The 20153-nt window shown below is 47.5% G+C and carries 22 protein-coding genes; 3 read left to right on the forward strand and 19 right to left on the reverse strand.

The genetic code is table 11. The features are described 5' to 3' along the window. Positions 1–19 precede the first annotated feature (19 nt). From M3191_RS02875 to M3191_RS02920, 10 genes are all read right to left on the reverse strand, one after another. Positions 20–1135, reverse strand: a complete 1116-nt coding sequence (locus tag M3191_RS02875) for a muconate/chloromuconate family cycloisomerase (protein ID WP_251697931.1) — start codon at positions 1133–1135, stop codon at positions 20–22. Further along, positions 1132–1767 (reverse strand): 3-oxoacid CoA-transferase subunit B, encoded by a 636-nt coding sequence (locus M3191_RS02880; protein WP_435368132.1) that lies wholly within the window; start codon positions 1765–1767, stop codon positions 1132–1134. Before M3191_RS02880 ends, M3191_RS02875 begins: the two co-directional genes overlap by 4 nt. Continuing rightward, entirely contained in the window at positions 1721–2440 is a 720-nt protein-coding gene (locus tag M3191_RS02885; RefSeq protein WP_435368133.1) for a CoA transferase subunit A, read from the reverse strand. The genes M3191_RS02880 and M3191_RS02885 overlap by 47 nt, the downstream gene beginning before the upstream one ends. Further along, entirely contained in the window at positions 2430–3155 is a 726-nt protein-coding gene (locus M3191_RS02890; RefSeq protein WP_251697934.1) for a carboxymuconolactone decarboxylase family protein, read from the reverse strand. The genes M3191_RS02885 and M3191_RS02890 overlap by 11 nt, the downstream gene beginning before the upstream one ends. After that, the gene (locus M3191_RS02895) at positions 3148–3999 is read right to left on the reverse strand and encodes an alpha/beta fold hydrolase (protein WP_251697935.1); all 852 of its coding nucleotides are present in this window, start codon (positions 3997–3999) and stop codon (positions 3148–3150) included. Before M3191_RS02895 ends, M3191_RS02890 begins: the two co-directional genes overlap by 8 nt. Continuing rightward, positions 3996–5543, reverse strand: a complete 1548-nt coding sequence (locus tag M3191_RS02900) for a 4-hydroxyphenylacetate 3-hydroxylase family protein (RefSeq protein ID WP_251697936.1) — start codon at positions 5541–5543, stop codon at positions 3996–3998. Before M3191_RS02900 ends, M3191_RS02895 begins: the two co-directional genes overlap by 4 nt. A gap of 156 nt (positions 5544–5699) precedes the next feature. After that, positions 5700–6167 carry a flavin reductase family protein gene (locus M3191_RS02905; protein WP_353056499.1) on the reverse strand — a complete coding sequence of 156 codons (468 nt, stop codon included), beginning with the start codon at positions 6165–6167 and terminating at the stop codon, positions 5700–5702. 39 nt (positions 6168–6206) lie between these two features. Next, complete coding sequence (locus tag M3191_RS02910; RefSeq protein WP_251697937.1) at positions 6207–6485, reverse strand: hypothetical protein; 279 nt, start codon at positions 6483–6485, stop codon at positions 6207–6209. Next, on the reverse strand, positions 6467–7813 hold the full coding sequence (locus M3191_RS02915; RefSeq protein WP_251697938.1) for a GntP family permease: 1347 nt from the start codon (positions 7811–7813) through the stop codon (positions 6467–6469). Before M3191_RS02915 ends, M3191_RS02910 begins: the two co-directional genes overlap by 19 nt. A gap of 3 nt (positions 7814–7816) precedes the next feature. Continuing rightward, the gene (locus M3191_RS02920) at positions 7817–8953 is read right to left on the reverse strand and encodes a glycerate kinase (RefSeq protein ID WP_251697939.1); all 1137 of its coding nucleotides are present in this window, start codon (positions 8951–8953) and stop codon (positions 7817–7819) included. A 130-nt stretch (positions 8954–9083) separates the two neighbouring features. Between M3191_RS02920 and M3191_RS02925 the strand changes: the two genes are divergently transcribed. Beyond that, positions 9084–10166, forward strand: a complete 1083-nt coding sequence (locus M3191_RS02925; RefSeq protein WP_251697940.1) for a CdaR family transcriptional regulator — start codon at positions 9084–9086, stop codon at positions 10164–10166. A gap of 196 nt (positions 10167–10362) precedes the next feature. Here the strand turns inward: M3191_RS02925 and M3191_RS18495 are convergent, their stop codons facing one another. The 3 genes from M3191_RS18495 to M3191_RS02935 all read right to left on the reverse strand — a co-directional run bounded on the left by M3191_RS18495 (position 10363) and on the right by M3191_RS02935 (position 12531). Further along, positions 10363–10485: a hypothetical protein gene (locus M3191_RS18495; RefSeq protein WP_285853126.1), complete on the reverse strand. Its 123-nt coding sequence runs from the start codon at positions 10483–10485 to the stop codon at positions 10363–10365. Next, complete coding sequence (locus M3191_RS02930; protein WP_251697941.1) at positions 10475–11812, reverse strand: vWA domain-containing protein; 1338 nt, start codon at positions 11810–11812, stop codon at positions 10475–10477. The genes M3191_RS18495 and M3191_RS02930 overlap by 11 nt, the downstream gene beginning before the upstream one ends. 482 nt (positions 11813–12294) lie before the next feature. Then, complete coding sequence (locus M3191_RS02935) at positions 12295–12531, reverse strand: glutaredoxin family protein (protein WP_251693168.1); 237 nt, start codon at positions 12529–12531, stop codon at positions 12295–12297. A gap of 94 nt (positions 12532–12625) precedes the next feature. Between M3191_RS02935 and M3191_RS02940 the strand changes: the two genes are divergently transcribed. After that, entirely contained in the window at positions 12626–13360 is a 735-nt protein-coding gene (locus tag M3191_RS02940) for an MBL fold metallo-hydrolase (RefSeq protein WP_251697942.1), read from the forward strand. Positions 13361–13503: 143 nt separating this feature from the next. Continuing rightward, the gene (locus M3191_RS02945; protein ID WP_251697943.1) at positions 13504–14520 is read left to right on the forward strand and encodes an AI-2E family transporter; all 1017 of its coding nucleotides are present in this window, start codon (positions 13504–13506) and stop codon (positions 14518–14520) included. A gap of 163 nt (positions 14521–14683) precedes the next feature. Here M3191_RS02945 and M3191_RS02950 read toward each other — a convergent pair whose 3' ends face one another. The 6 genes from M3191_RS02950 to M3191_RS02975 form a co-directional block, all read right to left on the reverse strand. Then, positions 14684–15532 (reverse strand): PepSY domain-containing protein, encoded by an 849-nt coding sequence (locus M3191_RS02950; RefSeq protein WP_251697944.1) that lies wholly within the window; start codon positions 15530–15532, stop codon positions 14684–14686. Between the two features lie 96 nt (positions 15533–15628). Continuing rightward, positions 15629–16345: a PepSY domain-containing protein gene (locus M3191_RS02955; RefSeq protein WP_251697945.1), complete on the reverse strand. Its 717-nt coding sequence runs from the start codon at positions 16343–16345 to the stop codon at positions 15629–15631. Positions 16346–16384: 39 nt separating this feature from the next. Further along, on the reverse strand, positions 16385–17749 hold the full coding sequence (locus tag M3191_RS02960) for a sensor histidine kinase (protein WP_251697946.1): 1365 nt from the start codon (positions 17747–17749) through the stop codon (positions 16385–16387). Beyond that, a complete protein-coding gene (locus M3191_RS02965; RefSeq protein ID WP_251697947.1) occupies positions 17739–18440 on the reverse strand; it encodes a response regulator transcription factor in 702 nt (233 codons plus the stop codon). Before M3191_RS02965 ends, M3191_RS02960 begins: the two co-directional genes overlap by 11 nt. Before the next feature lie 86 nt (positions 18441–18526). Continuing rightward, the gene (locus M3191_RS02970) at positions 18527–19354 is read right to left on the reverse strand and encodes an undecaprenyl-diphosphate phosphatase (RefSeq protein ID WP_251697948.1); all 828 of its coding nucleotides are present in this window, start codon (positions 19352–19354) and stop codon (positions 18527–18529) included. Positions 19355–19357: 3 nt separating this feature from the next. Continuing rightward, complete coding sequence (locus M3191_RS02975; protein WP_251697949.1) at positions 19358–19969, reverse strand: DedA family protein; 612 nt, start codon at positions 19967–19969, stop codon at positions 19358–19360. Positions 19970–20153: the final 184 nt, after the last annotated feature.

Below are 20153 nucleotides of genomic sequence, written 5' to 3' on the forward strand. Positions count from 1 at the left end.
CCTTTCACTATGTGTTTTATTAGTATTCCCTTGCGTAATGGAAGATCTTTTCTACGTCCATCTCCATGCCATAGCCAGGGCCGCTCGGGACAATCAATTGAAAATCTTCATACACAATCGCATTAGTTGTAATCGTATCCGTGAATAAAAGCGGGCCGAAAAGCTCTGTTCCGTACTTCATTACAGGGATTGTCGAATAGAGATGCGCGGAAATGGCTGTGCCGAGCGACGATTCGATCATCGTTCCGCCGTAAAGCGAAATGCCTGCCGATTCCGCAATTGCCGCCACCTTTTTCGTCGCGGTAAGGCCTCCAACGTTTGCGGGCTTGATGGAAAACACATTCCCCGCACGAGTCTTCGCCACTTGATATACCTCTTCCAATGAACTTAACGACTCATCAGCCATAATCGGCACTTTGAACCTTGTCGTCAGGCGAGCCATTCCTTCTTTATTCCAAGCAGGAAGCGGCTGTTCAATCAAATCAATGCCGCCATCCTCCAGCGCTTCGATGCAATACATCGCTGTCGTCTCCTCCCACGCTTGATTAACATCGACCCGGACACTCGCCGCATCACCGACAGCTTCTTTTATCTTCAACACATGGGCGACATTCCGTTGCGGATCGCCCATGCCGATTTTCAACTTGAAAATATTATGCCGTTTCACATGTAAACATTCCTTCGCCTCTTCAATATCCCTTCGCGTCTCCCCGCTCGCGAGCGTCCAAGCGACAGGCAAAGAAGTATGGATTTGCCCGCCGAACAATTCATGGACAGGGATTCCCTTTTCCTTCGCCGCAAGCTCGACGACCGCCGCTTCAACCGCCGCCTTCGCAAACGTGTTGCCGACGACATGCTGATTGACGATATGCGAAATCGCATCGAAATGGGCTGCATTACGCCCGATGACGAGAGGCTTTATATACTTTTCGATATTCATTTTGATCGCTTCCGGCGTTTCCGCACAATACGAAGCGCCGCCTATCGTCGCAACCTCTCCCCAGCCTTCCAGCCCGCCCTCCCCGGTCACCCGGACGAGGATGATCGTCTGCATGACAATCGTATGCATCGCAAGCTGATGCGGCCGGATCGTCGGAAGGTCGACAATGAGGACATCGAGTGTATGGATGTTCATGAGCTAAACCCTCCCTCGACAAAATCGGCCTCCGTACTTTCCCTCACTTGCTCGAGTGTTGCGCCCGGCATGAGCTCCGTCAGGATCAGCTGTTCATTCACGACGGTGAACACAGCCAACTCCGTAATGATCATATCGACGCTGCGGGTTGATGTGAGCGGGAATGTGCATGTCTTCATCAGTTTGCTATTCCCGTCTTTCGTTAAATGGGAAGTCGTCACGATCACTTTCTTGGCCCCGACAAGCAAGTCCATCGCGCCGCCGACTCCGATAATGCTCTTCCCCGGGATGGCCCAGTTGGCGATGCGACCGGTTTCATCGACTTGCAGGGCGCCGAGGATCGCAACATCGATATGCCCGCCGCGGATCATCCCGAACGATTCCGCACTACTGAAAAACGAAGCACCTACCCGTTCGCCGACCGGCAATTTCCCTGCGTTCACTAAGTTCGGATCCTCTTCCTCCACTTCAGTCACACCTAACAAACCGTTTTCCGTATGAAAGTGGATGAGTTCATCTTCAACGTACTTCGCGACGAGTGTCGGGATGCCGATGCCCAAGTTCACGACAGAAGGGCCTTTCAGTTCACTGGCAGCACGCCTCGCAATCAACTCTTGCACACCGTTTTCGATGGATGACACCTTCCTTCGTCAGGATTTTCTTCGCAACGATAAGCCTGTCGACGAATAGATGGGGTGTGACGATTTCTTCCGCAGACAGCTCTCCGGCTGCCACAATTTCATCCACCTCGGCAATGACGAGATCCGCTGCGGTCGCCATGACCGGGTTAAAATTCCGGGCGGTCTTGTAATAGATGAGATTGCCTAGCGTGTCCGCCTTATGCGCGCGGATAATCGCGACATCCGCTTTCAATGCCTGTTCGAAAACATACGGCTCCCCGTTGATTTCCCTTATTTCTTTCCCCTGCGCGAGCTCCGTTCCGACCCCGGTCCTAGTATAGAAACCGCCGATTCCCGCGCCACCCGCACGCATCGCTTCCGCCAACGTCCCTTGGGGCAGAAGCTGCAGATCGATTTCCCCGCGCTGAAACGCTTCTCCAACTTCCCGGTTGCTCGTAAAATAGGACCCGATCGCTTTTTGGATTTTCCTTTGACGAAGCAGAACGCCAAGTCCTTCCCCCGCTTCACCGAGATTATTGCTGATGATTGTCAGCCCATCGACGTCTTTCCCCGTCAGACCTTCAATTAATGTAAGCGGCGCACCGACGAGTCCGAATCCCCCTACCATGATCGTCATCCCGCTTTTGATTGTAGAAAGGGCATTTTCAACCCGTTCATAAACGATGGCTATGGTAACCGCCCCCTTCCCTCAAGGAGTCGCTCGCCTCGAACCACGCCGGAATTCCCGCCGTCAACAAGCAGAGGAGAGCGACTTCAGCCAATTCCCCTTCGGTCGACCCGGTTGATCGCGCGCGCTCCATCCATTGCCCCGCTTCCATTCCTCGGAGAGCGGTACTATTGATGCCTACCATCAGCAGGGATTTCATTTTCGCACTGACGACTCCGCTTACCAATAGCAAGTCGTCCTGTAGTTCCTCCGGCGCCTTCAATATGTTTGATACAAACCATGCATCCTCTTCCTCTAAGATGGAGAGAAAATAACTTAACACATGCTCGTTACAAACACCGTAGGGCATCTGTCCCTCCGGCAACCCTTTTAATGAAAGTGCATACTTCACAGATTGAATGCCAGTTTGCAGCGCCATGAGCCCGCCATGGCGGTACGCAATAAGCAAGTATTCAATCAGCTCCGGAATTGTGGCGCCCCCGCCGATTGCACCTTTCGTATGATAGACCATGCTGCGCTCGTAGCATCTCGCTGCATTGATTCCGACGAGAAGGAGGTCCTTTTCTTTGCCGGATAAAAGCCCTTCCCCCATGATGGCGCTGCGCAAGTTAGTGTAATGATCAAGCGCATCCGGCCGATAGACATGCATTTTTTCGACCCAACCTGGAACAGCGCCATACACTTCCTTGAAATAGTCCAATCCGCTACTCATCCAAGATCACCCCATCCAAGAACTTCCGGATTTCATCTAGAATATCTTCCTGTTTCTCGAAAACCATCGTGTAATGATTGCTATCCGAATTGAACGTCGTCAGTTTCGAAGTATGTTTTTTCGTTTCTACGTAATCCGCGTCCGTGAAGAATGGCGGAAATTGTCCGATTCCACCGTCAGCTTGAATGAGCAAAGTCTTACAAGCTATTTTTCCCATCACTTCAATCGGATTGAAAAAGTCAAAGCTGGCAAAGTCGTCTTCGATATTTTCATTCGCAGACTTGTGCATCCATCCGTTGCCTGTCCCGTGGATTTCATACTCCACAATTTCCTGTACGGCGTCGGTCCATTTGATGCCAAGCCGTTTGTATAGCTGGCGAAGCTCCTCGATATACGCCCGTTTCGATTCATACGTCTTCCGGAGCCTCCCGAGCGACGGTTTGACAATATCATGCTGGCGACCCGACATCCGCGCGGCGCCGTCAAGCAAGACGAGACCCTTCACTGACGGCAATTCGCTTGCTACAATTGCGGAAATGAAGGCACCCATTGAATGGCCGAGCAATATCGGGTTTTTTATTCCCATAACCGCCATCAATTCCTTTATGTCCTCGGCATGGGAGAAGATGGAGGGGACGTCACCCATCTCCGAACTGTCGCCCCTCCCCCGTAAATCACAGGCGATGACTCGATAGTCGCCCTGCAAGCTTTGCGCATAATGAAGCATGTTCTTATGTGTCCCGGTAAGACCGTGAAGCGCAATGATCGTCCCCTTTTCGCCGGGGTAATCGACGATTTGCAAATAACGTCCTTCCAGTTCAACTTTGTATTGTCGTTTTGTCATTCTTTGAAATAGCTCACATCATCCGGGTTGATCCACGTGTCATTCGTCCACCCGTTCAAGTCGTAGTCGCCCAAACATTCTTCGGCGAACTTCTCAAATTGGTCCGCCTGCCCGCTCATATTGGCGACAACCAAGTTTTCGAGCCGGATGTTTTCATGGTTGCCGGAGTAATTGCGCTCATACAGTTCATGCCTGCCGCCATATTCCGTCCCGATGGCATCCCACAGCAATTTGATGAGCTTGATTTTTTCTTCCGCCCCTACGCCGTATGAACCGCGATATAGTTTATCCAGCAGCGGACGCAGTTCAGGATTTTGGAAGTCCCTTGAGCTTGACGGCTGCGCAATCAGGCTTCCCGCCACGACGTTCTCGATAATTTCTTTCACTCTCGGCCACCCTTCGGACATGAACATCCTGTAGGCGAGCCCGTAATTCAAATTCGGAAGCTTCGTCCCATTCCGTCCTTCATCCGGGTTCAACGCCATCGCGTCGCTCAGTGCCCAGAACATGTTCTTCCAGGCAAGCACCTCGCCGACATTCACTTGGACGCCTCGGAATTGGTCTGAACCGTTCATCTTGACCGCTTTCAGCAATAAACCCGAAACGAAGTCAAGCTTGACCGCGAGCCTCGTTACACCGTGGAACGTGAATCTATGCAGGAAGCCGCTGTCCGCGAAAAAGCTGTTCGCTTTCTCCACGTCTTTGTAGATGATGATGTTCTCCCAAGGGATGAGCGCGTTGTCGAAAATGAGGACCGAGTCGTTTTCATCGAACCGGCTGCTTAATGGGTAGTCGAACGGACTTCCCATGACGGCGGCATTCATTTCATACGATGCACGGCTGACAAGCTTCACACCCGGCGTATCCATCGACGCCACGAAAACGAGTGCGAACTCCTCCTTCGTGATCGGAGCAGCGCCGTAATGGGCGACGAAATTATAATTCGTCAACGCAGAGCCGGTCGCGACCATCTTCGCCCCGCTGACGATGACCCCTTGCTCCGTCTCCCCGATAGCCCGGACAAAAATGTCGGCAACCGCGTCGAGCGGCTTATGCCTGTCCACCGGCGGATTGATGATCGCATGGTTAAAGAACCAATTCCGCTCCTGCGCCTCTTTGTACCACCGGCGCGCATTGTCCGCGTACTTCCCGTAGTAATCAGGGTCCGCCCCGAGTGTTGCGAGGAATGCCGCCTTGTAATCCGGGGATCTTCCCATTTGGCCGTACGTCAGTCGTGCCCATTGCGCAATCGCGTCCCTCGACTCCAACAAGTCCTGCGCACTCTTGTCCACGCGGAAATACTTCTGCGTGAAGCCGCCATTCCCCGTATCCGTCTCGACTGTCAGAACTTCCTTCGTCTTCTCGTCATGCAGCGCATCATACAGCCGTGCGATCGACCTCGCAGCATTCCGGAAAGCCGGATGCGTCGTCACATCCTTCACCTTCTCGCCATGCAGCCAAATTTCCCGCCCATCCTTCAAGCTTTCTAAATACTCCTTGCCCGTTAAAGGCAATACCGTCTTCTTTTCCTGTTCAACTGGCATGAATTCACTCCTCCTTGTCCCATTACACCTATACGTATGCCTGTCTCACGGGAAAAATGCCGAAGTGAATAAAATGACTGGTTCCACGCCAGTTCAATAATTAAAAAAACGGCTAGCTCCCGGCGGATATTGCCACCTGAAAACTAGCCATTCCCATTATTGTTGCGGTGCCACTTTCGTGAACTTCCCGCTATAAAAGGCGAGCGGGTCCCCATCTTCATACTCAAACCGAACCACTTTCCCGACAAACAGGACATGGTCGCCGCCATCATACTCCGCCCACGGTTCACAATCCAAATAAGCGAGGGAACCTTTAATCCGCGTGCCATCCCATTCGAACGGTACGGGATCTTGAGGCCTGCCGGCAAAATGCATCGCCGTATCCTGCTGGCTCTCCCGTAAAATATTGACCGTGAAATGATTATCCTTCATATAGGGTAACGCTTTCGTCCTGCGATCCACCGACACAAGCACAAGCGGCGGATCCAGCGAGACCGATGTGAAGGAATTCGCCGTCAAGCCATGTTTCCCTTGCTCATGCGCACACGTCACGACCGTCACACCCGTCGCAAACCGCCCGAAGCAATTGCGCAGCTCCCGAACATCCATCGTTGATTCACCCATTCACCCATCTCCTTTCAAGTACTTTTTATATCAATTTATTCAAATGGACAACTCTATAAACAGTTTACTATATGCTTCGCGAAGGGTGGCATATGCCGTGGATTGTGTAATCACCGCTTGCGGCGGTTTATCACCACTTAGCGACACTTTATCACCGCTCACAGAGAGTTTATCACCACTTAAACAGTGTTTATCACCACTCAGACGAGGTTTATCACCACTCAAGTAACTTTCACCAATAATTCCACCAATTCCCCATGCAAAAACGCTGATTCCCCGAAAGGAATCAGCGCTATCCATCAAACCAATATCATCCAAAGAACCATCGTAACAACAATCGTCGTCACACCTTGCAGCAAAGTCGCCATCGTCTGCGCCTTATACGCATCCGTCACCTTCATGCCGCTGAACTCCGTGACGACCCAGAAGAAGCTGTCGTTCACGTGGCTCACCGTCATGGCGCCCGCACCAACTGCCATAACTACGAGGGCGAGTGGAATTGCTCCCTCGACTCCCATCGCAGGCAGCAACGGAGCAACCAAGGTGGAAGTGATGACCAAGGCGGCAGTGGACGAACCTTGTGCCGTTTTCAACGCTGCTGCGATGAAGAACGGAACGAGAAGGAAGAATGCGCCGCCAGCTAATGCCTCAAAATTCATTTCGCCGATCAATTCAGCGACACCCGAATTCGAGATGACTCTTCCGAATGCGCCACCTGCTCCTGTGATGAGCAATATCGGAGCCGCTTCCTTTAATCCTTCACCAATCCACTTCGTCAATGTCTCTTCATTCCATTTCGGCAGCAATAAGAACGCCGCCAAGACACCGAATAACAGCGCTACTGAAGGCGCCCCTAGAAATTGAAGGAAGTTATTGAATCCGCCCTCTGTCATTGTTAACTTCGCAACCGAACCGACACCGATCAGGACGATCGGCAAAACGATTGGCAAGAATGCTTTGAACGTCGACGGCATTTGGCCGAATGACTTAACGATTTCATCATAATCAAGGCCATTATCCTCAACATCTTCAGGCACGGAAATTTTCGTTCCGACCCTCACTGCCCATAAATAGCCAACAACCACTGCCGGAATAGCAACGATAAGGCCGATCAAGATGATCGTTCCCAAGAAGTTTTCCGCTCCGATATTCCCTGCCGCGGCGATCGGACCCGGCGTCGGCGGCACTAACGTATGCGTTGCATAGAGGCCCGTCGCAAGCGCTACAGACATCGATGCAATCGCAACTTTCGCCCGTTTGGCCAACGCTTTCTTCAAGCTCGATAAAATAATGAATCCTGAATCACAAAATACTGGAATCGATACGATATATCCGATAATGGACATCGCCAATTGCGGACGCTTCTCCCCGATCAGGCGCAATACAACTTCCGCCATCCGGTACGCAGCTCCCGATTTCTCCAGTATGACACCGATGATCGTACCCGCTACAATGACGAGCCCGATTCCCTTCATTAATCCTCCGAAGCCTTCGTTCACATTATCAACGACAGTCAACAACGGCATACCGGACGTGATACCCACGAAAAACGCTCCTGCTAACAATGATAAAAACGGATGGACCTTAAACACCGCTGTTAATACAACGATGAGGACAACACTTAACACAATCATCGCAAATAACATTCCCTACACCCCTTTTTCTGTAATGAATTCCATTACCTTTTGTGTCTTCTTGCGCAAATAATCGTAAGCATTCGCAATCGCGGCTTCCACGGACACATTTCCATCCAGGATCGCATGGACTTCCGTAAATAGCGGTTTCAATACATCACGGCTTTCTTCATCCACAGCCCCCGAAATGAGAATGACGGGCTTCCCTTCCCGATGCGCCACCTTTGCAATGCCGAACGGCGTTTTACCGGAAAGCGTCTGCATATCCGTTTTTCCTTCTCCAGTGATGATCAAATCGGCATCTTTCGCATGTCGTTCAAAATCGATCGCTTCCAGCACGACATCGATCCCCTGCCTCATTTCGCAATTGAAGAACGCTTGGAACGCGCCTCCCGCGCCTCCGGCAGCACCTGCACCTTCCATTGAATGAAGGGCAATTCCTGTTTCTCTTTCAATCGCGTCGGCGAATTTGTGCAAATTCCGGTCAAGACTGTCCACGTCAGCCGGAGTCGCCCCCTTCTGAGGTCCAAAAATAGCCGATGCTCCCTCGTTGCCGACAAACGGATTTTTCACATCACTCGCAATCAAGAATTCACTTTCCGAAATGCGAGCATCCCAATTCCCACTGTCTATCGAGTGAATATGCTCGAGTCCGCCTCCCCCTTTCGGCAGTTCAATCCCTTCTTGATTCAACAAACGCACGCCAAGCGCTTGGAGGATTCCAGCTCCCCCGTCATTCGTCGCGCTTCCTCCGAGGCCGATGATGAATTTCCGATAACCGTTATCCAATGCATGGACAATCAATTCACCAGTCCCATAAGAAGATGCCGTACGCGGATTTTTTTCGTACCCCTTTAGCCTCATAAGTCCTGAAGCCTCGGCAATTTCGATGGCGCACGTCTCTCCGTCGCCCAGAATGCCATATGTCGCCTCAATCGGTCTGCCAAGCGGGTCTTCCACACTCACAGACACGTATTCTCCTTTTGTCGCGTCGACCAAACTTCTCATCGTTCCTTCGCCGCCGTCCGCCGCCGGCAACAGGACCGTCTGGATGCCCGGATCGACGTCACGTATACCTGCGGCCATTGCCTCAGCCGCTTGTATCGCTGTCAAACTTCCTTTAAATGAATCAGGTGCCAAAATCACCTTCATAGGAAGCACCCCCTTCAAATTAATAAAACGCTTTCATTTAATTATATGTTTTGAAAACCAAAATACATTATACTTGGTGTATAAGTTTCACGTGAAAATGAAGGTTCTTTTTATACATGGGGGTGATTTCTTGATTACAAAAAAACTGGCAGAGGAAATCGTCGAACAGACGATGTTCAGGTTGGACAGGAATTTGAATGTAATGGATACGAATGGAATGATTTTGGCTTCCGGGGAAAAAGAACGCATTGATCGCATCCATGAAGGGGCCGCGCATGTCGCTAAAACGAGACGACCGCTTTGGATTGATGATGGGAATACATCGGATTGGCAAGGTGCAAAGCCTGGCGTGAACATGCCCATCTATTATAAGGACCGATTGATCGGCGTCATCGGCATTACCGGCAATCCTGAAGAATTAAAAGATATTGCAACGCTCGTACAATTGACGACCGAGATGATGGTCCATCAAGCACTCATTACGTCGGAGGATGAATGGAAACGGAAAATCAAGGAACTCGTTTTTGAAGAGCTGGTCGACAACGGCCCTCTTTCACCGATTGTCATCGACCGGCTTGTCTTATTGGAATTCAACACGACCGGACCTTATGTGACGCTATTAGTGCAAACAGATAATTTGCCTGAATCTCCTCACCGATTAATTGAAACGATGGAAGAGCAGTTCGAGAGAAACACAGCTCTAATCGGACACTCCCAGTTGAATGAGTTGTTCATAGTTCTATCCGACGTGAACATGTCCGTGCTTGAGTTGAAGCTGCAAAAAATCCTTGCTTTATTCCAAAAGGATTCCTCCGTCGAAATCGGCGTCGGGCTGCCAGTCAAAAACTTGGAAGGCATCTCCCATTCGTATGAAACAGCAAAATACGCAATCCAGTACGGGCATTCGAATGAACAAATTCATTACTACTATGATGACATTGAACTGATTGCCCTCTTGAATAGCAGCCCAGCCCAATTGAAAGAACGCTTTGCAAGGCGGATCCTTGCCGGATTGGCTGAGCAGCTCATTGAAACGTTGGAGGCATTTTTCGAACATGACCAAGTGATCGGCGAAACAGCTGCTGCACTCGCTATCCATCGCCATACACTGTCGTATCGATTGCGGAAAGTGAAGGAGCTGACCTCATTGGACCCGACCCGATTCCGTGACGCAGTCCTTTTTCACGTTGCATTGTTGGTTAGGGATAAGTGAAGAGGGTTTTGTCGGGGTTATCACCGCTTGCCTAATGTTTATCACCGCTCAGACGGACTTTATCACCGCTTAACACGTGGTTATCACCGCTCAGACGGACTTTATCACCGTTCGACCATTATTTGTCTCTATAAGTTGGTCCCCGAGAAGTTTATCACCGATTCTCGGCACTTCATCACCGATTCGGATGAATTTATCACTGTTTAACTACAATTAACCCCCAAAAAAGGAAAAGCAATGCACCCGATAATTGGTGCATTGCTTCAATCTGCCGATCAGCCGTTTTCCGGATGAGTAGTTCATTATCATCAGCTCTCATTCAGAGCATCAAATATTTCCTGTCTGGTAACTTTAATGAGTTCAAGCTTCTCTTTCTTAATGGACTCACCATACTCACGCATCGTTGCACGGCGTTCATCAATCAAATCCGACAGTGCGAACTGCGTCTCGTTGTCGATTCGATCGTCGCTGCGCAACACATTTACAGCCATTCTCAAATTGCTGTTTTCCTCTGCCGCAAAATCAAAGAAGTTGGAATGAAGTTTAAGAACTTGATCATTCAAGCGAATTGTATGATTGTTGATATTGATTCCATGCACTGCCTTTTGGTTTAATTCACGAACGACAGCATTCGCTTCGGCTAGCATTGATTGGAATGTTTTTTGAAAGTCGATTTTCGATTTAACGTTGGCATATTTCCCTTTGCCCTCTTCGGCGACTTTCTTTAATTGCTTTTGGCCTTCACTGTCTAAATTGAAGCCTAATACGTTCACTTCGGCTTGTAGATCGGAATCCGCTAATTTCTTAGCTTCTTCCACTGGATTTCCGCCGCACGTTTCCACTCCGTCACTGACTACAAAAATCATGTTCTGCGTCTTGGAGGAGGCGTTTACTCGCAAATCTTCCCCACCCGCTTTTATTGCAGCAGCAAGCGGCGTCCATCCTGCAGCATCGAATTTGGACAATGCCTCGTTGAATGAATTCTCTTCGTAAAAATCGGGATTGTACAAAAGCTCATTGCTAGCACATGACATCTCTTTGTCTGCAGTTGTACCCGTACCCTCATGTCCGTAGACACGAAGGGAGACGATGGACTCTTCTGGTAGTCCTGCTCCGAAACGCTTCACCGCATCCTTCGCAAGAGCCATCATTTGCTCTCCGCCCACGTAGGCTTTCATACTTCCGCTCGCATCAATCAAGACCGAAATATTCAATTGCTTTGTTTCCTTCTTATCGATTCCATATTCACCGTAGTCAGGTTCAAAGTTAATAAGCGGATCATGGACACTTGAATAGTCCATCGCATACCATTCGACAATTCCATTAAACATGTCTTCAACAGTCATATCCTCGACCGGGAAATCTTCCATCGCTGCGAAGTCTTCTTTTGTCAATTTCCCCTGTGCAGTCTTTTGGATTTCCTCCATCTTTTCTCCAGCTCCCGAAGAAAGGATGTCTTTTGCTTCAGTAGGTGCAGGGGAAAACTCCGGTGCACTCTTTGCCTCCTCGGCTTCAACTTCCTTATCCTCCGGCGAATTCACTTCCTCCGCTGATCCTTCAATATCTTTTAATGATTTTTCGTCATTATTGCAACCAGCCATTAGGAAAAATAAAGCAGCCATTGCAGTTAGTAGTAATTTTTTCATAGTAAAATTTGCCTCCAAATTCATCTTACAAGAGTTATAGAATACACTATATGTATATGATTACCATTTCAATTTTCCGTTGTCAAAAGAGGGAATGGAGACTGGGAACAGTAGACAGGATAAAAGACTTTAGGCAGAAAGAAGTATCCTGTCGCAGCTGCACAATTATCGATTCAATTACTGATGCTTCAATGGAAGTCACTATGTATATCTTCCTGGAAAACAGGAAACGGACGCCCCGTAATAGGTATTTATGTTCTTTATTAAACCGTACCAGCGAAATTCAATCCATTTTCCCAATAAAAAAACCTCATTGATAGTTACATATCAATGAGGGTGAATTTAGTTCGTCAGCTCCATGATCACAAGAAAAACGCCTGTGAGGAAGAGCGCAATATGACCGATACAGATTTTCGGATAGCATTTTTCAGCATTGTTGATCGTACACGATTTGAATGTAAGAAAGGACAGTTTCAAACCGCTTACCCTTTTAATGCTGCCTGCACAGCCGCCGTGTCAAAGCCTAAAATCCACTTTCCGTTCAATTCGGTTTGCGGAACTCCCATTTGTCCTGTCGTTTCTACGAGCTTCCGACCTGCTGCTTCGTCCTCTTGCACGTTCACTTCCCGGTATGGGATATTTTGTTCATCCAAATAATTTTTCATCATTGTGCAGTATGGGCATGTGTTCGTAGTGTACACTGTAGCTGTAGCTGTCATTTTTTTCTCTCCTTTAGTATTGGATTATACATATATAATATACCCCGCAAGGTATAATAGCAAACATATAGAATTAAATGGAGGTAAGGTATATATGAAAGTAATACCGATCGGGATTTGGGGTGGCTATCCGAAAGCAAATGAAGCGACGTCGTCATTTTTAATTGAACATGACGGGTTTCATTGCCTTGTCGACTGTGGAAGCGGTGTGCTCTCTTCCCTGCAAAACTATGTGCCACTAGAAAAGTTGGATGCCGTCGTGCTCAGCCATTATCATGCAGATCACATCGCAGACATCGGCAGCCTGCAATATAGCAGGCTCATCAATTATTATCTAGGCAAACCGTCGCCGGCATTGCCGATTTACGGTCATGATCGGGACGATGAGAATTTTGTAAAGCTATCGTATAAAGAGCAGACGATCGGCGTAGCTATTCAGGAAACGAATATTGTCCATATCGGACCTTTTGAAGTGACATTCTGCGAAACAGTTCACCCCGTCTATTGTTTGGCAATGAAATTCACGGTGGACGGCCGTTCTGTCACGTTGACTGCGGATACGGAATGGCATGACAAGCTTGTGGATTTTGCCTGCGGGACGGATCTCTTAATTAGCGAAGCGAATTTGTACGAGGAGCATCTCGGCAAAGCACCCGGACATATGGCGGGCAGCGAGGCGGGGAAACTTGCGAAATTGGCTGGCGCAAAACGGTTGGTGCTGACGCATCTGCCTTTGCACGGCGATCTGACGGAAATCTCCGATGCGGCAAAGGAAGTTTTTGAAGGCGATGTTGAATTGGCGGTCGTTGGCAAGGCGTATGAAATTTGATTATAGGATAAGTCCCTATTCGCAGGAGCCTCGGTATTTTCTTATCAGAGAGCTCCTGCTTGTATTCTAAATCTGCCAAGTGGATACTAACAGTATGTTACTATTAGTTACATACTAATTGGATAGGTGAGGTACTCGTTAATATGGATTCGATCGCAAATTTATTCCAGAAAAAAGGAGTTAAACGGTTTATTATTTTTGCTTTGATCATCATTATTCTGTTTAGCGTCAGAAGCATGATGAACTTGATTTTGTTAACTTTTATATTTTCATTTTTAATGAATCGCCTGGTCAATTTTACAACCAAATATGTTCGATTGAATCATAAATTGATTGTCATACTCCTCTACACGGTGATTGTCGGTTTGCTGACTGTCAGCCTCGTCAAGTATTTGCCGATCATCACACTTGAAATCAGCCAGCTGATTAAGCAGATTACAAATTTCTCCACACAATCACCTGACAATCCTTTGCTCGGTTTTCTAGAGTCTGTTATCTCCAGCGAACAAATTAAGAGTTATGTAGAAAACGGTTTCTCATTTTTGCTTAAATCGTTTACTGATATTAGTAAAACTAGTATTCAAGTGCTTCTTGCAATCATTTTGAGCTTGTTTTTCCTTCTTGAAAAACCCCGGCTGATTGAGTTCACGGTTAAGTTTAAAAACAGTAAGATTGCCCCGTTTTATTATGAAATTGAGTTTTTCGGAAAGAAATTTTCACGTACATTCGGAAAAGTGATCGAAGCGCAGTTCATCATTGCCCTCGTCAATACGTTTTTGTCCGTCATCGTCTTGATGATTCTCGGATTCCCGCAAATTATCGGATTGGCTATCATGATTTTTTTCTTAGGGCTCATTCCTGTCGCGGGCGTCATCATTTCACTGGTACCTCTGACGATTATCGGTTTTACGATTGGCGGTATTCTAACGGTCGTCTATTTGCTTATCGCCATCATGGTCATTCATGCCATTGAAGCGTATATTTTAAATCCGAAGTTGATGTCTTCGAAAACGGATTTACCGGTATTTTATACATTCATCGTCCTCATCTTTTCGCAGAACTTCTTCGGCGTCTGGGGATTGATCATCGGGATTCCAGTGTTTGTCTTCCTACTGGACATACTCGACGTGACAGACAAAGAACCGGAACAGCTACCCTAATGTAAATAGGCAAGTTCCGCTGTTCGCAATTTACATTGATGGACATGATCACAGGTTCTACAAGCACCAAAAAGCCGGTAGTATGGCAGCTACCGGCTTGTTTTTATGTTTTTATGTTTTTATGTTTTTATGTTTAATGTTTTCGACAAATTTACTCAGTTATTCAGTCATCATCCCGTTCAAAGGAAAGGATGGCGCCTGTGAAGGCATCGATATCCAACTCGTACTCAATGTCGCCGTCTTCCATCTCAATTTCATAGACATTGTCATCCAGCTCGAAGTCAGTTACAACGCCGCTTGCATGTTGCTTGGCAATCGCGATCACTTGCTCTTTCGTAAGCATCGTCTTCTTGTTCGATTGCTTGTCGTCAACCAACTTCACAGCCTTTTTTTCCGTTGTCGGTTCGACGACTTTCAATGTAGAAGCCGCAACTTTTTCAGTTTGCACCTTTACTTGATTTTGCGGCTGCACTTTCACTTCTTTTTTCGTGCTTTGGTAACGTTCTTTTTCAAATTCCAAGAACTCGCCTGTTACAGCATCCAGTTCGATTTCGTATTTGAATTCGCCGTCTCTCATTTCGATATCATATTCTTTACGACCGTCATCCTCATCCAATTCGATTTCTTTCACTGTGCCGGATGCCCGCTTTTTTGCAATGGCGATCGCTTCCTCTTTCGTCAGCAGTTTGTCGGATTTCACTTGCTTGTGGTTCTTATCCGATTCTTTTTCAAACTTGATGATTTCGCCCGTTACTGCGTCAACTTCTAGATCGTACTCATACTTTCCATCTTTCAAGTCGACATCGAAATGATACCGGCCATCGTCTCTATCCAATTCGATTTCCGTCACGATGCCGCCTTTCACTTTTTCCGTAGCAACCTGCTTCGCTTCTTGCAATGAAATCATTTTCTCTGCCTGCTTCGCAACACTTGGAACCGAGTCCTCCGCTAACGCAACACCACCGATAGCTAATACTCCTGCCACTGCAGGAATCAACATCCATTTTTTCATGTTTGTTTTCCTCCTTTATGTTCTACCTTCATACTACCTCGTGAAGATGAGAGGACATTGAGAGGAATATTAGAGTTTGATGAGAGAATCAATTACTTAATCATCCCAAGTGACAGTCAATACTTTGCCTGAAATCGCATGGATTTGATACGTGACTTCATCCATGTCATCCTCTGTATCGATTTCAATTTGCACTAAATAATAGCCGCCTTCTGATGAATTAACAAAATCCACATCATCGACTTCGCCAATCGTGCCGGCCGGCAATTGACCTAAGCCAATTTTCATTGCCTGCTGTTCAGAGATGAGGACTGTCTTCTGCGGTTTCTCCTGCTTAGTTGGCTTGGATTTCTCAGGTGCCTTGTTTACATTCGGCTTTGGCACTTCCGTTTTACTATCCGCCTTAGCATCCGCTTTGTCATCCACCTCTTCCTTCACATCGCTATCCGCTTTATTCGATTCATTTGGTGATGCTTCGGCAACTGGAGGATGCTCACCTTCGCCTGTCCCTACCACCGTATCAGTTTCAGACGACTCTTTCGTCTGGATAAGCGAAAGAACTTTTCCTGATCCTGCGTCGACTTCCACAGCGTATTCTGCTCCTAATCTCGATACTTTCGCTTTATATACAGATCCATCCAACATAAGATCTTTGACTTCTCCATCGTAGATCATCGCCAATTGGGAACGGATTTCCTGTTCCGGCAAAGCTTCAGCCTTCGTCAGCTTTCCTGATGTGTACAGCTGTCCTGCTACGACAATGATGATCGTCAAGACAATCGGGATGAACCAAGGTTTTTTCCATATGTTCATGTAAAAAATCCTCCTTTCTTTCATCTTACTGCCCCAACATTAAAACTCCCTGAGAACTTTTCTGTTTTTCGGAATTAAAACTCGGATGACAGTTCCCATGTCGACGACACTTTCAATTGTCAAGGTTGCTCCAAGTCCGTCGGTAATCTCCTTGGCAATGGAGAGTCCCAACCCGGTTCCGCCCGTCTTACGGCTTCGGTCAGACTCCACCCTGTAGAAACGGTCAAAAATATGCGGCAAGTCTGATTGTGGAATCCCTTTACCATAATCCTTCACGGTGATTTCCACTTCGTCCTGCAGGTCTTCGATGGAAGTGAATATTTCCCCGTCGCTATATTTCCTTGCATTGTCGAGGAGAATGAACAATAGCTGCTTTACAAACTTCCCATCCGTTTCAACGATTGCCGGACCATCCGCTTCAATAATGATTTCCCGGCCGTATGCTTGCCTCAACGGCTTGACCGCCGCCTCAAGCAAAGGAGTCAAATCGACTTGTCCGAATTCAAACGCTTGAGAACCGCTGCTTTTCGCCAAGTCGAGCATTTGCGCAATCATCTCCTTCATCCTGCCCGTCTCGGAGATAATCGCATTCAGCGCCTCATCGACGACTTCCCGGTTTTCAAACCCTCGCCTTACCAACAACCGGGAGTAGCTCTCAATAACGGTCAAAGGCGTTTTTAATTCATGGGAAGCGTTCGAGACAAACTGCTCCTGCTTCATATAGTTCTGTTCCAACTGCTCCATCATCTCATTGAACGTCCGCTCCATTTGCGCAAGCTCATCATTTCCATTCACAACGCCGGTCATCTTTTCATATGTACCCGATTGCCGGCTCCTGTTCATCGCAATTATGAGATTCTCAATAGGCTGGGTGACAATCCTGCCGAGCGTCATACTGGATAAGGTGATCGGAATCATCGCAAATGTTGTGACGCCAATCAGGACATACTTCAGGACTCGCATATTTTCCTCGACATCTGTCAGCAATTGCGTCATCTTCATTGTGACGACTTCACCTGTCGGCCATACAATCGGCATCGAGATGGATAATGCTTCAGTACCCTCGAATTGGTCGATTGTAAATGAATTGCCCGGATTCACATGGCCATCGACCTTCCCGAGTCCAGCTAAAGATTGAACATTGATGAGCGGTTTGTTGTTGTTGTCAATGATGGAGATTGCGCCATTCGCTGGTATGAATGCCCGCAACACCATGCCCGCATCCGCTTCCGTCTCCAATTTGCTCAACTCCGCGGTAAGCTCTTTCGCCCGGCCGAGCAGCTGTTCATATTCCGTATTATGCGACATCCTTTCGAAAAGAAAATAGATGAGGATTGTCGCCAGCATGAGAAGAATGAACATTAACAAGGTCGAAAAGACATGAATCTTCTGCTTAAGTTTCATGGACTGGTTCCTTCAATGCATACCCGACGCCACGGACCGTTTGAATAAGGGAAGGTTCGTTCCGTTGTTCGATTTTCTTCCGGACATATCGGATATAGACGTCCACTACGTTCGTATCGCCGTAATAGTCAAAGCCCCACACCGCATCAAGCAGCTGTTCCCGTGATAGCACTTGATTCGGATGCCGTATCAAATGAAGCAATAAATCATATTCCCTCGGCGTCAAATCGATGGATTCGCCGTTCCGCTTCACTTCACGGGACTGCTCATGGATCGATAATCCGGCGAACTCATGAAGGAATTCATCTTTCCCGGCAACCTTCTTTTGAGAAGTGCGTATCGCCGATCGGATGCGGGCAAGCAATTCATCAATTTCAAAAGGCTTCGTGACATAATCATTCGCTCCCAAGTCGAGCCCCGTCACTTTATCTTCCACATCGCTTTTCGCTGTCAATAAAATAACGGGCGTGCCATCTTCCGCCGCTCGGATCCTCCGCAGCACGTCCAATCCATTCATGCCAGGCAGCATGAGATCCAACAACACTAGATCCCACTCTTGCTCTCTGAACTTGATAAGGCCGTCCGTCCCCGTATGCGCGACGCCAACCGAATATCCTTCAAACTCAAGCTCCAATTGAAGAACACGCGCAATTGCTTCTTCATCTTCAATAATCAATACTTGCTCACTCAAGTTCTTCACCGCCGTTTTTTCTTTAGTGTAGCAGAAGACTGTTTTAGAGAATAAAAAAACGACCCGTGGAAGAGTCGTAAACGTTCTTATAAAAATACGATTGCCGCTAAGACGATTGCTAGGAAAATTCTATAGATCGCAAATGGTACAAGTTTGATTTTCGAAACAAGCTGTAGGAAGAAGCGAATCGAAATGAGTGCGAAAACAAATGCGCTTATAAACCCGACGATATAAAACGATAGGTAATCCATCGACATATCTTCCCAGTTTTTCAGAACCGAGACAAGGCTCGCACCTGCCATGATTGGCACCGCCATAATGAACGTGAAGTCCGCTGCGGTCCTGTGGTTCATTCCAAACAAAACTCCGCCCGAGATCGTTGCGCCTGAACGTGAAAATCCTGGCCATAACGATAAACATTGAACAAGCCCCACAGTGAATGCCTGACGATATGTAATCTGGTCTAACGTTTGGACTTTCGGTCTTTTTGGTCCGAATTTGTCTGCCGCAATCATGAGAATGGCTCCCGCGACAAGTGCGACAATAACGGTTTCCGTTCTGAATAAATAATCATCGATCAAGTCTTTAAATGCAAATCCAAGAACGACTGCTGGCAGCATGCCGACGATGACGTGCATCAGATTGAAACGGCTTGTCATTTTCTTTCCATCGATCTTATACAGGCCAACCAAGCTGAGCAACCTTTTCCAGAACACGACGACAACCGCTAAAATCGATCCGAGTTGGATAACGATTTTAAAGGTGTTGGCGGGATATTTTCCAAGGAACTCCTCCGTCTTCAACCATATATCGTCAACAATAATGAGATGGCCTGTCGAGGAGACCGGTGCAAATTCCGTCATCCCTTCCACAAAACCGAGGATCAACGCCTTTACTAATTCAAATAAATCCATCCACTAAGCCCTCTTTCTGCGGAAACGGATGTATCCAATACAAACCACAATTCCGCCAATTGCTAATATCACATATACAATGTTTGAATAGAAGTCCATATAATGGACAATCGATTCCCAGTTTTCACCGACCTTAAACCCTATTGTAACAAGAATGGTGTTCCAAATGAAGCTCCCGAGAGTTGTCAAAAATAGAAACAGCGGAAAATTCATATGCGACATCCCTGCAGGCACCGAAATCAGACTACGGACGAGCGGGACGAGTCGGCAAAAGAATACTGTCCAAGGACCGTATTTATCAAACCAAGCATCAGCTCTCCTCAAATCTTTCTTCGATAAGCGCAGCCAGCGTCCCCGCCGCTCCACAAATTTCTCAAGTCGCTCCACATCAATGAGCAAGCCGATGCTGTATAGAACCATCGCCCCCACGACCGAGCCAATTGTAGCGGCGATAATTACGCCTGTTTTCGTCATCATTGTAAAACCCGTTGCGAAACCACTGAAGGTCAAAATGATCTCAGAAGGAATCGGAGGGAATATATTTTCTATGAACAGTAGAAAGAACACTCCAAAATAGCCGTTCTCCCCTATGAACTCCGTTATCCAATTTTCCATGGCACTCTCCCTGATTGTAAAAATTCATACATATGTCAATTGTATCTGACGCTGACATCCACTTATAGGTTCCAACCTGCCCTGATGGATTGTACGTTAGAAAAATGCAGAGTATGAATGTGAATGTAGTGGATAAGTTCGTAAAAATCGACTTATGCACCGAAAATTGTGGGTAAGATTGTTT

It is taken from the genome of Sporosarcina luteola (assembly GCF_023715535.1).
In the GTDB taxonomy this organism is placed as follows: domain Bacteria; phylum Bacillota; class Bacilli; order Bacillales_A; family Planococcaceae; genus Sporosarcina; species Sporosarcina luteola_B.

Excerpts from the sequence above, each read along its gene's own strand:
- M3191_RS02975 (WP_251697949.1), bottom strand. The coding sequence starts at position 19,969 with ATGGAAAATTGGATAACGGAGTTCATAGGGGAGAACGGCTATTTTGGA.
- M3191_RS02890 (WP_251697934.1), bottom strand. The coding sequence starts at position 3,155 with ATGAGTAGCGGATTGGACTATTTCAAGGAAGTGTATGGCGCTGTTCCA.
- M3191_RS18495 (WP_285853126.1), bottom strand. The coding sequence starts at position 10,485 with ATGAGAGCTGATGATAATGAACTACTCATCCGGAAAACGGCTGATCGG.
- M3191_RS02905 (WP_353056499.1), bottom strand. The coding sequence starts at position 6,167 with ATGGGTGAATCAACGATGGATGTTCGGGAGCTGCGCAATTGCTTCGGG.
- M3191_RS02930 (WP_251697941.1), bottom strand. The coding sequence starts at position 11,812 with ATGAAAAAATTACTACTAACTGCAATGGCTGCTTTATTTTTCCTAATG.
- M3191_RS02945 (WP_251697943.1), top strand. The coding sequence starts at position 13,504 with ATGGATTCGATCGCAAATTTATTCCAGAAAAAAGGAGTTAAACGGTTT.
- M3191_RS02915 (WP_251697938.1), bottom strand. The coding sequence starts at position 7,813 with ATGTTATTTGCGATGATTGTGTTAAGTGTTGTCCTCATCGTTGTATTA.
- M3191_RS02900 (WP_251697936.1), bottom strand. The coding sequence starts at position 5,543 with ATGCCAGTTGAACAGGAAAAGAAGACGGTATTGCCTTTAACGGGCAAG.
- M3191_RS02970 (WP_251697948.1), bottom strand. The coding sequence starts at position 19,354 with ATGGATTTATTTGAATTAGTAAAGGCGTTGATCCTCGGTTTTGTGGAA.
- M3191_RS02940 (WP_251697942.1), top strand. The coding sequence starts at position 12,626 with ATGAAAGTAATACCGATCGGGATTTGGGGTGGCTATCCGAAAGCAAAT.
- M3191_RS02920 (WP_251697939.1), bottom strand. The coding sequence starts at position 8,953 with ATGAAGGTGATTTTGGCACCTGATTCATTTAAAGGAAGTTTGACAGCG.
- M3191_RS02950 (WP_251697944.1), bottom strand. The coding sequence starts at position 15,532 with ATGAAAAAATGGATGTTGATTCCTGCAGTGGCAGGAGTATTAGCTATC.
- M3191_RS02895 (WP_251697935.1), bottom strand. The coding sequence starts at position 3,999 with ATGACAAAACGACAATACAAAGTTGAACTGGAAGGACGTTATTTGCAA.
- M3191_RS02955 (WP_251697945.1), bottom strand. The coding sequence starts at position 16,345 with ATGAACATATGGAAAAAACCTTGGTTCATCCCGATTGTCTTGACGATC.
- M3191_RS02935 (WP_251693168.1), bottom strand. The coding sequence starts at position 12,531 with ATGACAGCTACAGCTACAGTGTACACTACGAACACATGCCCATACTGC.
- M3191_RS02875 (WP_251697931.1), bottom strand. The coding sequence starts at position 1,135 with ATGAACATCCATACACTCGATGTCCTCATTGTCGACCTTCCGACGATC.
- M3191_RS02960 (WP_251697946.1), bottom strand. The coding sequence starts at position 17,749 with ATGAAACTTAAGCAGAAGATTCATGTCTTTTCGACCTTGTTAATGTTC.